The organism is Paenibacillus sp. FSL H7-0942, assembly GCF_045040715.1.
Lineage (GTDB): Bacteria > Bacillota > Bacilli > Paenibacillales > Paenibacillaceae > Paenibacillus > Paenibacillus amylolyticus.
Genome location: NZ_CP150279.1, coordinates 149,269 through 166,751 on the forward strand (window position 1 = coordinate 149,269; position 17,483 = coordinate 166,751).

Genomic DNA, 17,483 nt, shown 5'->3' on the forward strand with positions numbered 1-17,483 from the left:
GGCAGAGTGGAAGGATTAATAATCGTAAGAAAAACACCCCTTAAACTACGAATGTAGTATCCTAGAAGGTGCTTCGATCAGAAGACTTTTCTTACTAATGGTTGTCGGAGGCTGCGATTGCATTCATCCCGGAATTCATTTAAGATTATTTGAAGGTCTGTCTTCATTTATTTGAGAGAATTGACTGTTGGAAGGGTATGCATTCTGTACCTCATGTTGTGAATGCGCTAATAATGGAAATAACTGATACACGATCTGATGTACATAGAGGGACAGCTAATGCTGAAAGGAAGAGACAAATGGCGAAAAAAGTGAAAGTATCTGAACTGGTGCAGCAATTTCAGTTGGAGGTTGTTTCTGGATCTCACGGATTGAAAAGAGTCATTACGGTAGATGACCTGAATCGTCCTGGTCTGGAAATGGCCGGTTATTTTGAATACCATCCACAAGAACGGGTACAGCTGCTTGGAAGAACGGAATTAGCTTTCTTTGCAATGTTACCTGAGCAAGAGCGGCGCGATCGTATGCAACGTCTTTGTACGGAAGAGACACCTTGTATCGTTGTCACGCGTGGACTGGAAGTTCCACAAGAGCTGATTGATATTAGTGAAGAACAGAATCTGGCTGTACTTCGCAGCAACATGGCTACAACGATTCTATCCAGCCGGATCACGGGATTCCTGGAAAAGAAATTGGCACCAACAGCAACCATTCACGGTGTACTTTGTGATGTCTATGGCGTAGGTATGCTGATCACAGGTAGCAGCGGTATTGGTAAGAGTGAAACAGCGCTTGAACTGGTGAAACGTGGACACCGACTGATTGCCGATGATGCGGTAGAGATCCGCCAAACGTCAGATTTTCAGCTGCACGGTACTGCACCTGAATTGATCCGCCATTTACTCGAGATTCGAGGTGTCGGTATTATCAACGTCATGACATTATTCGGGGCTGGTGCGGTTCGGAATAACAAACGGATTACTTTGGTTGTGCGTCTGGAAGCATGGCAGCAGGATAAACAATATGATCGTCTGGGTCTGGATGAAGAGACTACACGTATCATTGATACGGATGTACCTCTCGTTACGATTCCTGTTCGTCCGGGACGGAACTTGGCGGTTATTATTGAAGTGGCCGGTATGAACTATCGCCTGAAACAGATGGGTCTGAATGCTGCGCTGCAATTCACGAACAAGCTGACAGCAACCATCTCGGAAGATATGGAAGACATGGATTAAGAAACATTTTATACAAGGAAATGAACACAAATGGTTGACATGTACTGCTTCTCTTAAGGCGCAGGTCATGCCAACCATTCGTCATGCGTGCGATTGATTGAATAAATAGGAGTGTGAATGAATGGATACATTATTACTGTTGAACCCGATTGCGTTCTCTATTGGAGCGTTAAAGGTTCACTGGTACGGGCTTATTCTTGGTGCTGCGGCACTTATAGGACTCCTGCTCGTGATCCGGGAGGGCAAACGCTACAATATTCCACAGGAAGTGTTCATGGACATGGTCTTGCTGGGCGTGCCTTCTGCCATCATTGGTGCCCGCATCTACTACGTAGCATTTAAATGGGAAGATTATAAGGATAATTTCTGGGACGTCTTTAAAATATGGAATGGCGGTATCGCCATCTATGGTGCCCTTATTGGTGCAATCATCTGTGCAGTTATTTTCTTCCGTCGTAAAGGGTATAACTTCTGGCGTATGGCCGATATCTGTGCGCCTGGACTGCTCGTTGGACAGTTGATCGGACGCTGGGGGAACTTTGTGAATCAGGAAGCCTACGGCGGTCCTGTGGAAGAATCATTTTTGAGAGACAAGCTTCATCTGCCGGACTTTATTGTGAATCAAATGAACGTAGAAGGCGTATTCCACCATCCTGCGTTTTTGTATGAATCGATGTGGAGTCTCGTTGGTCTGGTCTTGCTGCTGGTTCTGCGTCGTCAGAAGTTTCTGCGTTCAGGTGAACTGTTTATGTCTTATTTCATCTGGTACTCCATCGGTCGCTTCTTTATTGAAGCTTTGCGTACGGACAGTCTGGGCTTCCAGGCTCCGCAATGGGTTGCTTCACTAGTGAACGGGCTATGGTCTCCAATGACTGCAATGGGCTTTGAACAAGGATATCTTGATCCTGCTTACGGTAATGTGAGAATCTCGCAACTGCTTGCTATTGGAATCATTATTGTTGCTGTTGTATTCATTGTGGTGAGAAGAGTGACAGGTAAAGCAGATGTTCGTTACAGTGATCCGATTGTATCGTCCAAAGTTACCTCAGATGATATGGAGCATACGGGAACAGTTGCTGGCAAAGAGAATAAGGTAACACCTCCAGCCAAAGATGAATCCAAGCAAGTTGATGATAAAAAGGAGTAATGCAACATGATTGACACGGTATTGTTTGATCTGGACGGAACGATTATTGATACCAATGAGTTGATTATCAGCTCATTCCAGCATGTCATGGGGGGATGGAAGCATTCAGCTCCATGGACTCGGGAACAGATCATTCCACATATGGGTGGCACACTGGAGCAGCAAATGCGCACTTTCTCTGGCCAGGAGGAAGTCTCCGAGTACGTGAAAGGTTACCGTGCTTATAATGATATCCATCATGAAGCGATGGTTAGACCTTTTCCACATGTTATTGAGGTAGTAGAGGCGCTGCATCAGGCGGGCATTGTGATGGGTGTGGTCACAACCAAAATTCGTCCATCTACATTAAAGGTGCTAGAACGTTTTGACCTATTGAAGTATATGAAGACGATTGTAACAGTGACCGATGTGACGAATCCGAAGCCACACGCTGAACCGGTACTGAAAGCGATGACGGAACTGGGTGCAGACCCTGCCAAAACGCTGATGATAGGTGACAGTCCAGTGGATATCCAATCGGCACAGAATGCGGGCGCGCTCTCGGCGGGGGTTGCATGGTCTCTTAAAGGGGAAACAATCCTGAACGGATATGGACCCGATCATATGTTGCATGACATGAGAGACTTGTTGAAACTCATCCGTATTGAAACGGGACGTTCATGAGAAAAGTAACCCGCTATCCGGTAGAGGACCAGAATGCACTTTGGCATATCTACAAGACAGTGAGTCCGTGGAAGGGCGTTCGTAATTTTATCTGGATCCAGTTGTCACGTTACTGTCCGATCCTATCGGTGAAGAATTGGATTTACCGCCGAATGCTCGGTATGAAGGTGGGAAAACACACGGCCTTTGGCCTGATGGTGATGGTGGATGTGTTTTTTCCGGAGAAAATAACGGTCGGCGAAAACTCGGTCATCGGTTACAACACAACGATTCTCGCTCATGAGTATCTCATTAAGGAGTACAGACTCGGTGAGGTGATTATCGGGGAAAATGTACTGATAGGTGCCAATACAACGATTCTGCCCGGGGTAACTATAGGAGACGGAGCTGTTGTAGCTGCTGGAGCAGTCGTACATAAGGATGTTGCACCAGGAGCTTTTGTTGGAGGTAATCCACTGCGTGATTTATCCCGCGCGGCAGCTTCTACGGAAGAAACTGTCTTTAACACGGATGATTCTTCTCAGGGTAGTGTGCATTGAGTCAATAAAGTAATGAATGAAGATGGGTTGAAGTAAAAAGCTGCTTATGGCAGCTTTTTTCGTATATAAATACCGATTGGCGAGCGTAACGGTGTGTATATAAAACGATATGTTGATCCAAGGGCAATCAAGCTTTGGTATTGTTGACGGTAGTGCGGATTTCATGTTATCATATCCCATATCCTTTAGTTTGTTAGCACTTTACCATGTGAAAGTATTCTTGTAGAAATGAAGCATGATAAAGATTGAACTAAACCAATAGTTGAAGGCTTATGCGAAAATACTGTGATTCAGGTTTATAAGATAGAATGGGGATTTACACTACATAAATCCTGTTGAAATAGAACGAGTGCAACTCTTAAATTACTGACTCGGGGTGAATATTACCAATGTCCAAACCAAAAGGTTTTGAAAAACCGACCGGATTCCGCGACTATACACCACATGTAGTATCCAAGCTGCGGACGATTGAACGCAATGTACTGGAATGTATGGAACGCTGGGGTTACCGTCAGATCATCACACCAACGATTGAATATTACGATACGGTAGGTGTGGCAAGCTCTACATCAGATCGTAAATTATTTAAATTGCTAAACAGCCGGGGAACCACACTGGTACTCAGATCGGATCTAACGGCTCCGATTGCACGCGTCGTTTCATCCATGCTCAAAGATGAGCAGTTGCCGCTGCGTCTGTCCTATCATGCGAACGTATTCCGTTCTATTGAAGAGGAAGCTGGACGTGAAGCTGAATTTTTTCAGACGGGCGTGGAACTGGTCGGGGACGACTCGCCTGAAGCGGATGCAGAAGTTGTTGCGCTTGCGATTGCCTCTTTGCAGGCAGCGGGTGTGTCTTCTTTTAAAATAGCGATGGGCCATATGGGATTCCTGAACGGATTACTGGAGGAAGTGATTCCAGGCCAGACCGCTGAGCAGGAGCAATTGAAGGAAGGGCTGCTCGGACGTGATTATGTCGGCTATCGCCAGTCAATTGAAGCATTGAATCTGGAGCCGAAGTTGAAAGAACAGCTTGAAGCGATCCTGCGTCTGCGTGGTGGTAAGGAAGTATGCACACATGCGGTAGAGCTAAGTTCAAGTGCTGAAGCAGCACAGTCGATTGCACATCTGTGTGCCGTATTCGAAGTGTTGGAAGCGTACGGTGTATCCGAGCATGTGCTGATTGATCTGACGATGATCGGTGATTTCTCCTATTATACGGGCATGACCTTTGAAGGGTATGCAGCCGAACTGGGATCTCCGGTATGTAGCGGCGGACGGTATGATAATCTGTTACAACAGTTTGGTCGTTCATTGCCAGCTACAGGATTTGCACTGAAAACGAACCGTATTATTGATGGTGTTCATGGCATTACCATTGAAGAGAAAAAACCGGTACTTATCCAATATACTCCGAAGCGTCGGGCCGAGGCACTAACAGAAGCGGCAAGATTACGCAGTATGGGACAAAATGTAGTGACACTCCTTCTTCCTGAAGGTGGGGCTGGGGCAAGTGCCGTATCGGTTGAAGCAAGAACCGTTCAAGCGGAGCAGGTTATTACTTACGGATCTGAAGAAGGAGGACGCTGAGATGTCGGATATTCTGAAGGTGGCCATGCCGAAGGGCCGAATCTATAAAAAAGCCTCCAAATTGTTCCGTGAAGCGGGGCTGGATATTCCAGAAGACGTGGACGATACACGCAGATTGGTCATTGAAGTACCGGAAGCGGGAATGGAATTCATTATGGCGAAGCCAGTAGATGTTCCAACGTATGTGGAGTACGGTGTTGCTGATATCGGAATTGTTGGTAAAGACGTGCTGCTGGAGGAAGATCGGGACGTGTACGAACTATTGAATCTGGGAATCGCCCAGTGCCGTATGTCTGTGATCGGACTTCCAGACTGGAAGCCAGGCATCCAGCAACGTGTTGCAACGAAGTATCCAAGGATTGCTTCACAGTATTTCCGGGAGCAGGGGCAGCAGGTCGAGGTAATCAAGCTGAATGGTTCCATTGAGCTTGCGCCTTTGATTGGTCTGGCAGACCGGATTGTCGATCTGGTGGAGACAGGTCAGACACTGCGCGAGAACGGATTAGTGGAGATGACAGGCATTCTGGACATCACAAGCCGTCTTATTGCGAATCGGGTAAGTTATCGGATGAAAAATGCACGAATCCAGGCTTTATGTGATGCACTTCAGCAGGTCATACCGGCATCGAATGAGATATCGGCGGGAAGCTTTCGGGGATAAATTACTACGTCGGAAACATAGATGAGAAACATACAAAGCAGAAGCAGAAGCAAAATTAAGAGTAAGAGACAAAATAAAGAAGCAAATCGGCCACAAGAAGGCAGGTATTACAGAGGATGAGGAGGTTGTACGTATGAAAATTGTACCTGCACGGGAGTTTGATCTGAAGCGGGAAGTGGAGTATGGCACGCCGGAGCAAAATGAAACGGTACGGCGTATTGTCAGCGACATTCGCCGTGAGGGTGATACGGCACTGCTGCGTTACACGGAGCAGCTGGACCGCACAAAGCTGACGGCCGCGGAATTGCGCGTGCCGCAGGAAGAGCTGCAGGCGGCTTATGCAGCCGTGGAGCCATCCTTTGTGACGGCGATTCGGCAAGCCGCCGCCAACATTCGTGCGTTTCACGAGAAACAGAAACGCAACTCGTGGATGGATTGGCAGCCGGACGGCAGCCTGCTGGGCCAGGTCATCCGACCGCTGAAGCGGGTCGGCGTCTATGTACCTGGCGGCAAAGCAGCGTATCCATCGTCTGTGCTGATGAATGTGATTCCGGCACAAGTGGCAGGCGTGCCGGAGATTGTTCTTGTGACGCCGCCGTCAACGAACGGTGGCGAAGGTATTAACCCGTACATCCTCGTTGCTGCTGCGGAAGCAGGCGTGAGCGAGATGTACCGGGTTGGCGGCGCTCAAGCTATCGCCGCCCTGGCTTACGGCACGGAGAGTATTGCACCGGTCGACAAGATCTGTGGACCGGGCAATATTTACGTGGCGCTCGCGAAGCGCGAGGTGTACGGGGCGGTCGATATCGACAGTATCGCCGGGCCGAGTGAGATTGTGGTGCTCGCCGATGATACGGCGAATCCGGTGTACGTCGCCGCCGACCTGTTGTCGCAGGCGGAACATGACGAGATGGCATCGGCCATTCTCGTCACGAATTCGGCCACGCTGGCGGAAGCCGTGCAGGGCGAAGTGCAACGGCAGCTTGAAGTGCTGCCGCGGCGTGACATCGCTGCTGCTTCCGTGGAGCAGTATGGCGCGATTATTGTGGTCGATTCCATCGATGAAGGGATCGACGTGGTGAACCGGCTTGCACCGGAGCATCTGGAGATCATGGTGCAGGAGCCTATGGCTTACGCTGGCCGGATCGAAAATGCCGGCGCGATCTTCCTCGGCCCGTACAGCTCGGAGCCGGTAGGGGATTATTTTGCAGGACCCAATCACATTATTCCGACCAATGGAACTGCGCGATTCAGTTCACCAGTGGATGTGGATGATTTTATCAAGAAATCGAGTCTGATCTATTATAGTAAAGAAGCGCTGCTGAAGAACGGAGCGGCTATTATAGAGTTGGCCCGCCATGAGGGTCTTGAAGGGCATGCCCGTGCAATTGCTGTACGGTTAGAACAGGAAGGAAAGGCGGAATCGAACAATGGATAAGCAAAATAATGGTGTGGAACTTGAAAACAAAGGTGCAGTGCGCCAAGCAGATGTTGACCGCAAAACAAACGAGACCAATATTCAATTGGCCTTTACTGTAGATGGAACAGGACAATCCACGATTGAAACGGATGTACCTTTCCTGAATCATATGCTGGATCTGTTTACGAAGCACGGACAATTCGACCTGAACGTGCAGGCCCGTGGGGATATTGATATCGACGATCATCACACTGTTGAAGACATCGGAATCTGTCTGGGACAGACGTTGCGAGAAGCGTTGGGTGACAAACGCGGTATTAAGCGTTACGCCAGTGTTTTTGTACCGATGGACGAGGCGCTAGCTCAGGTCATTATTGATGTGAGTAACCGACCTCACTTTGAATACCGTGCAGAATACCCTTCCCAACAGGTAGGCAGTTTCTCCACGGAGCTGGTACATGAATTCCTGTGGAAATTGGCGCTGGAAGCTCGAATTACGTTACATGTCATTGTGCACTATGGTCAGAACACCCACCACATGATTGAAGCGATCTTTAAGGCATTGGGACGTGCACTGGATGAAGCAACGATGATTGATCCACGTGTAACGGGTGTGCCTTCCACGAAGGGAGTGCTGTAGACGATGGCGATTGCAATTGTCGATTACGGTATGGGTAACCTGCACAGCGTCGGCAAAGCGGTCGAACGTCTTGGCTACGAAGCGCTGGTCACGGGTGACCGGGAAGAGATTCTTGGCGCAGATGGTGTCATTTTGCCAGGCGTAGGTGCTTTTGGTGATGCAATGGTTCATCTGCGTGAGAGTGGACTGGATGCGGTGGTGAAGGAAGCCGCTGCCGGGTCCAAACCACTGCTCGGTATCTGTCTGGGCATGCAATTGTTATTCAGCTCAAGTGAAGAGCATGGGGAGCATGAGGGACTGGATATTTTGCCAGGTAAAGTGGTGCGATTCGCACCAGGAGAGCTGAAAGTTCCTCATATGGGATGGAACCGTTTGGAATTCCTGAACGCGGAAAATCCTCTATTCACGGGGCTTGAGGCAGGTCACGTCTATTTTGTCCATTCCTATCATGCGCTTACTGAAAACAGGGACGATCTGCTGGCGGTAACGGATTACGGACATCCGGTGACAGCCATTGTAGGCAGAGGATCCAACTTCGGCATGCAATTCCACCCGGAGAAAAGTGGAGAGCTCGGTATGAAGCTGCTCGGCAACTTTTTGGCTCTGACAGGAGCACCTGTACAAAGGTAAAACATCATCTCTTCTTAACTATAGAAAGCGTACAAATCTAATTCATATTCAGGAGGCCTTGTATGTCATCTTTTATCCTATATCCGGCGATTGATATCCGGGACGGCAAATGTGTAAGACTGGTGCAGGGAGATTATAATCAGGAGACCGTGTATAACGATGACCCGGTTCAAGTGGCTCTATCCTGGGAGAAGCAAGGCGGTACATACGTTCATCTGGTGGATCTGGATGGTGCGAAAGCAGGGCACCCTGTTAACGATGAGCTGATCGGGCGGATTGCCTCGGCTGTGAACGTACCTGTTCAGGTGGGCGGCGGACTTCGTACGGTAGCGGATGTAGAACGTTTGCTGGGTCTGGGTGTTAGCCGGCTGATCATTGGAACAGCAGCGATTGAGGATCGTGCTTTTACAGAGGAAGTACTGGGACGTTACGGCGACAAAGTGGCAATTGGCATCGACGCTCGTAATGGTTACGTGGCAACCCGCGGATGGCTTGAAACATCGGAAGTACAGGCAGAGGTGCTTGCGAAGGAACTGGCGGCATATGGCGCAGAAACGTTTATCTTTACGGATATATCCCGTGATGGCATGATGCAGGGTCCTAACGTAGAAGCGATTGTATCTCTTGCCAAGGCGAGCGGACGGACGGTTATTGCTTCCGGTGGTGTAAGTGTGATGGATGATCTGCTTCGTCTGAGTCGTCATGCAGATGATGGTGTTGGTGGAGCGATCGTGGGTAAAGCGCTGTATACTGGGAGTATCGATCTGTCTGAAGCAGTACGTGCGGTAAACAAGTAAAGGATATTCGGGTAGAGAGGAAGAGGTAGCATGCTGGCAAAAAGAATCATCCCCTGTCTGGACGTGAAGGACGGCCGGGTCGTCAAAGGCGTCAACTTCGTTAATCTCCGCGATGCGGGTGATCCGGTAGAGCTGGCGGCACTATATGACCGCGAGGGCGCGGACGAATTGGTGTTTCTCGATATCTCCGCTTCGGTAGAAGGTCGCGAAACGATGGAAGAAGTCGTGCGGCAGACGGCGGGCGAGATCGCTATTCCCTTTACGGTAGGTGGTGGCATCTCCAAAGTGGAGGACATGAAGCGGATTCTCCGTGCAGGTGCCGACAAGATTGCAGTGAATACAGCCGCAGTACTTAATCCACAGTTGATTGCCGATGGCGCACGTCGTTTTGGTTCACAGTGTATCGTCGTAGCGATCGACGCCAAGTATAATGAAGCTTGGGGTGAGTGGGAAGTCTATACCCATGGTGGACGGAAACCCTCCGGGATCAAGGCGCTGGAATGGGTTAAACAGGCTGAGAGCTTGGGCGCGGGGGAGATTCTTCTCACAAGTATGGACGCGGACGGAACAAAAGACGGCTTTGATCTGAAGCTGACGGCAGCGGTATCCGAATCTGTGCGTATTCCAGTCATCGCATCGGGCGGTGCGGGCAAGGAATCTCATTTCTATGATGTATTTACCACAGGCAAAGCGGACGCAGGGCTGGCCGCAACGATTTTCCATTACAAAGAAATCGCCGTACCGGCGTTAAAACAACATTTGAGAGAACAAGGGGTGGAGATCCGTGACTAAAGTGAGCGATGAAATCAAGGAACAGTTATCCTTGGAACAGGTTGTGGAACACATTCGTTGGAGTGACGGTTTGGTTCCTGCCATTGTGCAGGATGTAGATACTCGTGAAGTTTTAATGATGGCTTATATGAATCGCGAATCCCTGAAGTTGTCGCTGGAATCCGGTGAGACCTGGTTCTGGTCACGCTCGCGTCAGGAGTTGTGGCATAAAGGGGCAACATCTGGCAACGTGCAGACGATTACTTCCCTAAAATATGATTGTGACGGCGATACCTTGTTGGTTGAGGTGAAACCGAACGGTCCGGCTTGCCATACAGGGGCGGTAACTTGTTTCCATAATGAAATCATTGGTTTGCCAGAGAAATCGGCAGACGAGGCTTCGGATGAAGCGGGTGCGGCATCTGCTTCTGCAAGTTCCGGTTCCGAAAGTCGCTTTGAGGTATTGGCTGAACTGGAATCCGTTATTGCAGAGCGTGAACGTGAGCGTCCTGAGGGTGCATATACAACGTATCTGTTTGATAAAGGTGTAGACAAAATACTGAAAAAAATCGGTGAAGAAGCGTCCGAGACGATCATCGCCGCCAAAAATAAAGATAATGACGAGCTTCGTCTGGAAGTCAGTGACCTGATGTATCACCTGCTCGTCCTGTTACAAGAACGCAAGCTGCCGCTGGACGACATTATGTCAGAGCTGAGCCGCCGTCATGAACGGCCTCGCCGCGATTAGGAGGCGAGTTTCGTGCGTATAGACTATCATACACACCATGAGCGGTGTGGACATGCCGTGGGCAAACTGGAAGAGTACGTGCAGCGTGGTGTGGAGATCGGACTATCCCAAATTGGATTGTCCGATCACATGCCATTGTTGCATGTCGATCCGGCTCAATATTATCCGGAAATGGCGATGCCTATGGATGAACTGCCGCGTTATGTAGAGGAGTGTTTCTCCCTGAAAGAACGTTACCGTGGTCAGATTGACGTACGTGTTGGTCTGGAAGGTGACTATATTGAAGGCTGGGAAACAGAGATCCGTGCAATCATTGAGCGTTATCCATGGGATTATGTGATTGGTTCTGTTCATTTCCTCGGGGAATGGGACATTACGGATTTCCGCCAGACCCATCACTGGGAGGGTAAAGACATCCTTGAAGTATATCGTCAGTACTACGATGCCGTAAGCAAGGCAGCCGCCACGGGAATGTACGATATTATGGGCCACACGGATGTCATTAAACGGTTTGGCTATGTTCCTTCAACGGAGCAGACAGAAGAACGTATCTCACTGGAGAACGCAGCGTTGCAGGCTATTGCCAAGAGTGGCTGCGCCATGGAGTTGAATGCCTCCGGGTTATCGAAGCCTTGTGCCGAGATGTTCCCTAGTCGCAGAATGTTGACGGAAGCCATTCGCTTGGGTATTCCATTAACCATGGGCTCTGATGCACATGACCCAATGAAGCTGGGCGATTATTTGCCTGAAGCTGAAGCACTTTTACATGAGTTGGGCTGTACGGAAGTCGCTGTTTTTGAAGGCCGTCATCGCTCGTTCATTCCTTTAAATGTATAAGCCATTAGAGTATAATGAGGGTAGGAAATAACCTTTTAGAGGTAGTTCAAAAAGTCCGCCTTTGATTACGAAGGATGCCTAATGGCATCTTCAGCATCGAAGCTGGAATTCAGCCGAAATGTCCGTTGCTCACGTAGTTTTGCCTACGCTCCGCTACTCCATTTCTAGCTTTATCCCATCTTCTCGGTACTGAAAACCGGTCTTTTTGAACACTCGCTTTTAAATAAGGGATTATATAGGGATTTCAACCCTCGGGAGGGCATTATGCAGCATTCGTTACGTATTTTTTCCGGTTCATCGAACCCTAAGCTGGCAGAACAGGTATGTGACAAGCTGGGTGTACAACTGGGCAAGATCAAGCTGTCCAGGTTCAAGAGCGGAGAAATATACGTTCATTATGAAGAAACGATCCGTAATTGTGATGTGTTTCTGGTACAGTCGTTGTCTCATCCGATCAATGAGCTGTTTGTCGAGTTGCTTGTGATGATTGATGCTGCAAAGAGGGCTTCAGCGCGCACTGTGAACATCATTGTTCCGTATTACGGCTATGCTCGTCAAGAGCGTAAATCCGCTCCACGGGAACCGATCTCGGCCAAGATGGTAGCAGATGTATTAACTACGGCTGGCGCCAATCGAGTGGTAACGATCGACCTGCACGCAGCGGCCATTCAGGGATTCTTCAACATTCCGGTTGACCATATGACATCACTGGATCTGATTAGTGATTATCTGTTAAGCAAAGGAATCGAGAACCCTGTTGTCGTCTCCCCGGATGCGGGACGAGCATCGATGGCAGAGAAGCTGGCGAACCGTCTGGATTCTCCATTTGCCATTATGATCAAGAAACGTCCAAGCCATAATGAATCGGTGATTACCCATGTCATTGGTGATGTAGAAGGACGGACACCTATTATTATTGAGGATCTGATCGATACTGGAACAACCATTCTGAATGTTGTGGAAGGGTTGAAGGAACGTGGCTCCAAAAATGTATATGTATGTGCAACACACGGATTGTTCTCGGATGGGGCAGTAAGTAAATTGAATCACCCGTCAATTGAAGAGGTGGTCGTTACGGACTCGATCGCACTGCCAGATGACCACCCTGAATGCTTCAAAGTGTTACCTGTTGCGCCAATGCTGGCCCGCGCCGTACGCATTATTGTGGATGGTGGCTCCATGGCCACATTGTTTAAGGATTCTGGTATTTAGAGCATCGAAGATATAACGGTGTGCTGCCAGATGAACTGTTCCGTGTCTGAGTTGTTGTCTGCTCAGCACGGTTTTTTTGTTTTGGCTCTTTGAATTCAATTCTTGCTTTGCTGCTCAGAGGCTTGTGCTATAATAACATAAAATCAGTTATGATAGCGTTATCATATAGTATTCAGCCCCTAAGGTGAGATGGATGCTGAACAGTAGAACCACGGCTGAGAACATTGGCATCGTGGAGTGAGGAGTGGGGTCTATTGTCTCGTAATTGGTACTATCGGTTATTGTTCTCGTATTTCCCAATTTTTTTTCTTACGGTGACCATACTCATTTTCATCGCGTTTGTTTTCATCAATGACATCTCTAAAGAGGAAACTAAAAAAGCAGACCGAATCTCCTCCAGTTATATGATAGACACGGTGGATCGCACAATCAGGGATATTGAACTATCCATCTTGGAAACGGTACAGAGTCAGCAGGCATACAAACTCTATTTTAATAACACAAACCTGACCAGCTCGGACACGGTGTATGCAATTGCGCAGAATTTACGTGAGTTATCCAATTCGTCCTCATGGATTCAGTCCATCTATCTATATGACAAGCGAAATAAACATGTTCTGACCGTAAGTGGTTCCAGAGAAGTGGAAGGTTTCTCGGATAAGGCATGGATTGATCAGATGGGTAACGGGTCTATCGGTTCAGGCTGGCAGCCGGTCCGGGAATTCGACGCGGACTCTGTTCAACGTACCCCTATTCGCGTATTAACCGTGAACAAGGACATGCCTTTGCCTTTTGGCTCTCAGGGCACATTGGTCATTAATATCAAGATGAGCAGCATTGAACAGAGTGTAGATAGTATGGTTAATGGTCAGCTCTCATTCCTGACGATTACGGATCGGGACGGTAAGGTTGTGTATAATGCACATTCGGACCAAGAGGGCTCGATAGATGGTCAGGAACTGAATAGGCTAGCGCTAGAAAGACTGGGCTGGACAATATCCAGTGGAATTAAGGCCGGCAACTTATTTGGCTGGGTATCGGTCATATCTTATGTATGGGTGATCATTGCTATTGTGACTGTCATCTGTGCGATTGTATATATCGTGTATATTACTCGCCGTAACTATAAACCCATTCAGATCATCATGAACCGGATTGAGTCTCATCAGATTCGGGCGTTCGAACACTCAGGTGCTCGCACGGATGAGATGAAGATGATTGATGGTGTGCTTGAGAATCTGATTAATCATATGATGGATTATGACAAGAAAAGCAGGGAAAATGTACTCATGCAGCGCAGCAAGTTGTTCAATGCCCTGTTGCATGGTGAACACATGGAAAATGCAGCAGAGCAATTAAAAGAGCTCTCTCCACTGAATGATGTGCATGACTCGTCGCGTTTTGTCGTTGTTGTTGGAGAGATTAACCGTTATGAGAAGGGATTTCAGGAGAGGTACACGAGAGGTGAACAAAATACGCTGAAATTTGCCTTGATGAACGTTTTGCAAGAGCTGTCACGTAATACGGGAGTCCAATGCTGGACGGAATGGATTAGTGTGGATCGAATTGCAATCCTTTTTGTGTTCAAAGAACAGAATGATAACAACTTGGATATGTCTGGGCAGATTCGTGTTGTAGCTGAGGAATGCAAATCTTGGGTAGAACAAAATCTACGCATTTCCTTAAGCTTTGGCATTGGACCTATCGCTCAGGGAATCGGTACAATACGAGATTCCTATGCGGCCGCAGAAGCGGTAATGCAACGTAAACTGTTGATGACTGGAGATGTCGGCCAAGCCGACTGCGGTGAAACGCAGCATCCTTTGCTGGATACCTATACCTATCTGCAGATGATTGCGGACTTTGTTAAGCGGTTCCGGATGTCGAGTGGACAGTGGCGGGAACAGTTGGAGGAGATCTTTACAGCGTTTGAACAGAACAAACTGCCGGATGATGAGATTCGTTCTCTGATTCAGGCCATGTTACAGATGCTCAGCCGAGAGGTGGCCATGATGTCGGAAGGACTCCAGGAAGAGCTGTCCGAAGAAAACATCAACAGATGGTTGAGTGCTGTAGAAGAGGCAGAGACGCTTGCGGATGTGAAAAGTCTTTTGTTTGATGGTCTGACGGACTTGTTCAGAACGTATGTAGCGGTAACGGAAACCAAGAGTTACAAAGCCATGGTTAACGAAATGAAAAATTATATCGAAGAACAGTTTGCGAATCCTGATCTTTCATTGAAACATCTGAGCGATCGATTCCAGATTACGGGCAAACATGCGAGTTATTTGTTCAAGACAGAATTCAACATGAAGTTTGTTGATTTTGTTACAGAGCTTCGCATGAAGGAGACGGAGCAGCTTCTGCTCAATACCGATTACTCTTTGCAGGATATTGCCCTGAAGGTGGGGTATGCAAATGGAATTACGTTGGGACGTGTATTTAAGCGGGTAACGGGTATTACACCAGGAGATTATCGTCGTTTGAAACGTGAACATCGAGAACCCGAAGAGTAAAGCAAAAGTGATCCTATTCTGAGATCTGTACATCAGGATAACACAGGGTGAATTTCATGCAGTCACTTTCCACTTAGGAGAGAGGCTTGCAGAGGTTCGCCCTGTTTTCGTTGAACAATACTCTTATACTAAATCGGATGCAACTGTTTTCGCAGGATAACAAGCTAATATTCCTGTTTTTTTCCCGTTTACGAATATAGGCAGTGTGTGAAAATGGTTTATCCGACTTGGGACAGGCAGTTCTGATCCTTGAGGCGAAGAGTGCCGTCAAAGCCTAGAGCAGCGCAGCTTTGGGAAAAGAATCAGTCTGCGAAAATAGGCTTAACATATAAACCATAATCCGTTTGTAAGCGCTTCCGAAAGAGGTTTATTGCAGGATGACGGAAAAATGTGAAATACTCTGGGCAAGCTTTAAACATTCACGCAAAGCCAAAGGGGATGACAAAATGAGAAGCAAAGCAACCAAAGGGAGTCTAAAGAAATGGATGGGTTTGGCGCTTACGATGGTAATGGGCGTTTCTTTACTTGCGGGATGCTCATCAGCATCAGAAGAATCAGCTGAAGGCGGAACATCAGGCAATGGCGAGCGCGTTACCTTAAAGGTGGAGATTTTTGACCGTGGTAACAGTCCTTCACCGTACACAATTACGAACAACTATCTATCTAAAATGATTCAGGAGAAGTTCGGTGATCCCAACAATATTGATGTACAGTTTGTACCCGTTCAGCGTTCTGAGGAAGTTACCAAGCTGAACGTCCTGATGGCTAGCAATACGGATGTCCCTGATATTGTCTTTGTTTATGACTCAAGCGTGTTTTATCGGTATGCCCAGCAGGGTGGTTTGACTGATGTTGGAGAGTTGATTGATCAGCACGGTCCGAACCTGAAGAAGTTCCTGGGTGAAGATACTTTGAAGTTTGGGCAAGTGGAAGGACAACAGTTTGCAGTTCCGGGTAAACGTGCTATCACAGGCCGATATAGTTCTTACATTCGTCAGGATTGGCTCGATAAGCTGGGATTGCCAGCGCCGAAGACCACGGATGAATTATATACAACTTTGAAAGCGTTCAAGGATAAAGATCCTGGTGGACTCGGAAGCAAAAACATCCCAATGGGTATGGCTCTTGCACCAGCTCAATTCGAAACACTCATCTACTCATTCATCAAGCCAGTTAGTGGCGACCTGACTTATGGTCAACGATATGAATTGCCACTGCATGAAGGATTCAAAGAATCGATGCAGTTCCTGAACAAACTGTACAACGAAGGTCTGATCAGCAAAGACTTCAGTTTGGATGAAGACAAAACGCAGTTAGGGAAAGACATTCAAAACGGTAACGTAGGTTACTGGTCTGAAGATGTGGATGCCATGTTCTACGGAGATGGCACACTGGATAATTTGCATAAAAATGTGAGTGGCAGTGAAGTGTTGCCGGTAGATGTATACACCAATCCAAATGCAGACAACAAACACATCAAGTCACGCTACGGAACAAATGGTATGTACATTATGATTCCGAAGAGCAGCAAACGTTCTGTCGAAGCGATCAAATATCTCGACTGGATGGCATCTGACAACAATCTGATTGATATCTACAGTGGTGTGGAAGGCGAGAACTATGATTTGGTAGACGGCATTCCAGTAGTGAAAGAGGATGCATCCCAGGAAGCGCAGGATCGTCTGTTTAACGCAGGGGATACAGCCATTATCTCGAACGGTAAAAACATTGGTGATCAAGCGACGAATGAAAAGGCATGGATTATGGGCTTCCCGCAAAATAATCAGGAGATGCTGAAACAATCCATTGATATTGCTAACACCGATACGGTAGGACCAATCATTTTCGACAAACCGATTGAAGCAGAGATGAAGTACAGCACAGCTCTCAAAGACAAATTAAATGTCATTATCGTAAAAACAGCGATGGCTAAGCCAGCAGAATTCGATGCGGTATATGAAAAAGAAATGGCTGATTTCATGTCTCTGGGTGGTACTGAACTGAAAAAAGAACTTGAAGAAGCAGTTCAGGCACTTCCTGCAAATTAAGTAGCTCCACATTTCAATCTCCAAGAC

General features: G+C 47.7%; 16 protein-coding genes. All 16 read left to right on the top strand.

The window, feature by feature from the left end; all coding sequences use genetic code 11:
- Window positions 1-299: 299 nt before the first annotated feature.
- The 16 genes from hprK (at window position 300) to MHI48_RS00820 (ending at window position 17,456) form a co-directional block, all read left to right on the top strand.
- Window positions 300-1,238 (top strand): HPr(Ser) kinase/phosphatase, encoded by a 939-nt coding sequence (hprK, locus tag MHI48_RS00745; protein ID WP_017691278.1) that lies wholly within the window; start codon window positions 300-302, stop codon window positions 1,236-1,238.
- A 121-nt stretch (window positions 1,239-1,359) separates the two neighbouring features.
- Complete coding sequence (lgt, locus tag MHI48_RS00750; RefSeq protein WP_076320055.1) at window positions 1,360-2,385, top strand: prolipoprotein diacylglyceryl transferase; 1,026 nt, start codon at window positions 1,360-1,362, stop codon at window positions 2,383-2,385.
- Between the two features lie 6 nt (window positions 2,386-2,391).
- Entirely contained in the window at window positions 2,392-3,048 is a 657-nt protein-coding gene (gene ppaX, locus MHI48_RS00755) for a pyrophosphatase PpaX (RefSeq protein WP_076329597.1), read from the top strand.
- Window positions 3,045-3,587, top strand: a complete 543-nt coding sequence (locus MHI48_RS00760; protein WP_036616162.1) for a DapH/DapD/GlmU-related protein — start codon at window positions 3,045-3,047, stop codon at window positions 3,585-3,587. Before ppaX ends, MHI48_RS00760 begins: the two co-directional genes overlap by 4 nt.
- Before the next feature lie 389 nt (window positions 3,588-3,976).
- Entirely contained in the window at window positions 3,977-5,176 is a 1,200-nt protein-coding gene (locus tag MHI48_RS00765) for an ATP phosphoribosyltransferase regulatory subunit (protein ID WP_076329598.1), read from the top strand.
- 1 nt (window position 5,177) lies between these two features.
- The gene (gene hisG, locus MHI48_RS00770; protein WP_036674770.1) at window positions 5,178-5,837 is read left to right on the top strand and encodes an ATP phosphoribosyltransferase; all 660 of its coding nucleotides are present in this window, start codon (window positions 5,178-5,180) and stop codon (window positions 5,835-5,837) included.
- Between the two features lie 133 nt (window positions 5,838-5,970).
- Window positions 5,971-7,275: a histidinol dehydrogenase gene (gene hisD / locus MHI48_RS00775; RefSeq protein WP_076329599.1), complete on the top strand. Its 1,305-nt coding sequence runs from the start codon at window positions 5,971-5,973 to the stop codon at window positions 7,273-7,275.
- Window positions 7,268-7,897: an imidazoleglycerol-phosphate dehydratase HisB gene (hisB, locus tag MHI48_RS00780; RefSeq protein WP_076329600.1), complete on the top strand. Its 630-nt coding sequence runs from the start codon at window positions 7,268-7,270 to the stop codon at window positions 7,895-7,897. The genes hisD and hisB overlap by 8 nt, the downstream gene beginning before the upstream one ends.
- Before the next feature lie 3 nt (window positions 7,898-7,900).
- Window positions 7,901-8,527, top strand: coding sequence for an imidazole glycerol phosphate synthase subunit HisH (hisH, locus tag MHI48_RS00785; RefSeq protein ID WP_076329601.1), 627 nt, complete (start codon window positions 7,901-7,903; stop codon window positions 8,525-8,527).
- Window positions 8,528-8,589: 62 nt separating this feature from the next.
- Entirely contained in the window at window positions 8,590-9,324 is a 735-nt protein-coding gene (gene hisA / locus MHI48_RS00790; RefSeq protein ID WP_047841450.1) for a 1-(5-phosphoribosyl)-5-[(5-phosphoribosylamino)methylideneamino]imidazole-4-carboxamide isomerase, read from the top strand.
- 30 nt (window positions 9,325-9,354) lie between these two features.
- Window positions 9,355-10,116, top strand: a complete 762-nt coding sequence (gene hisF, locus MHI48_RS00795) for an imidazole glycerol phosphate synthase subunit HisF (RefSeq protein WP_017691268.1) — start codon at window positions 9,355-9,357, stop codon at window positions 10,114-10,116.
- Entirely contained in the window at window positions 10,109-10,843 is a 735-nt protein-coding gene (gene hisIE / locus MHI48_RS00800; RefSeq protein WP_405142737.1) for a bifunctional phosphoribosyl-AMP cyclohydrolase/phosphoribosyl-ATP diphosphatase HisIE, read from the top strand. The genes hisF and hisIE overlap by 8 nt, the downstream gene beginning before the upstream one ends.
- Window positions 10,844-10,855: 12 nt before the next feature.
- The gene (gene hisJ, locus MHI48_RS00805; protein WP_076329603.1) at window positions 10,856-11,680 is read left to right on the top strand and encodes a histidinol-phosphatase HisJ; all 825 of its coding nucleotides are present in this window, start codon (window positions 10,856-10,858) and stop codon (window positions 11,678-11,680) included.
- A gap of 264 nt (window positions 11,681-11,944) precedes the next feature.
- On the top strand, window positions 11,945-12,892 hold the full coding sequence (locus tag MHI48_RS00810; protein WP_036616184.1) for a ribose-phosphate pyrophosphokinase: 948 nt from the start codon (window positions 11,945-11,947) through the stop codon (window positions 12,890-12,892).
- A 254-nt stretch (window positions 12,893-13,146) separates the two neighbouring features.
- Entirely contained in the window at window positions 13,147-15,408 is a 2,262-nt protein-coding gene (locus MHI48_RS00815) for a helix-turn-helix domain-containing protein (protein WP_047841452.1), read from the top strand.
- Between the two features lie 446 nt (window positions 15,409-15,854).
- Window positions 15,855-17,456, top strand: a complete 1,602-nt coding sequence (locus tag MHI48_RS00820; RefSeq protein ID WP_036674794.1) for an extracellular solute-binding protein — start codon at window positions 15,855-15,857, stop codon at window positions 17,454-17,456.
- Window positions 17,457-17,483 lie beyond the last annotated feature (27 nt).

Coding starts and splice junctions, on each gene's coding strand:
- hprK (WP_017691278.1), top strand. CDS start 300: ATGGCGAAAAAAGTGAAAGTATCTGAACTGGTGCAGCAATTTCAGTTG.
- lgt (WP_076320055.1), top strand. CDS start 1,360: ATGGATACATTATTACTGTTGAACCCGATTGCGTTCTCTATTGGAGCG.
- ppaX (WP_076329597.1), top strand. CDS start 2,392: ATGATTGACACGGTATTGTTTGATCTGGACGGAACGATTATTGATACC.
- MHI48_RS00760 (WP_036616162.1), top strand. CDS start 3,045: ATGAGAAAAGTAACCCGCTATCCGGTAGAGGACCAGAATGCACTTTGG.
- MHI48_RS00765 (WP_076329598.1), top strand. CDS start 3,977: ATGTCCAAACCAAAAGGTTTTGAAAAACCGACCGGATTCCGCGACTAT.
- hisG (WP_036674770.1), top strand. CDS start 5,178: ATGTCGGATATTCTGAAGGTGGCCATGCCGAAGGGCCGAATCTATAAA.
- hisD (WP_076329599.1), top strand. CDS start 5,971: ATGAAAATTGTACCTGCACGGGAGTTTGATCTGAAGCGGGAAGTGGAG.
- hisB (WP_076329600.1), top strand. CDS start 7,268: ATGGATAAGCAAAATAATGGTGTGGAACTTGAAAACAAAGGTGCAGTG.
- hisH (WP_076329601.1), top strand. CDS start 7,901: ATGGCGATTGCAATTGTCGATTACGGTATGGGTAACCTGCACAGCGTC.
- hisA (WP_047841450.1), top strand. CDS start 8,590: ATGTCATCTTTTATCCTATATCCGGCGATTGATATCCGGGACGGCAAA.
- hisF (WP_017691268.1), top strand. CDS start 9,355: ATGCTGGCAAAAAGAATCATCCCCTGTCTGGACGTGAAGGACGGCCGG.
- MHI48_RS00810 (WP_036616184.1), top strand. CDS start 11,945: ATGCAGCATTCGTTACGTATTTTTTCCGGTTCATCGAACCCTAAGCTG.
- MHI48_RS00820 (WP_036674794.1), top strand. CDS start 15,855: ATGAGAAGCAAAGCAACCAAAGGGAGTCTAAAGAAATGGATGGGTTTG.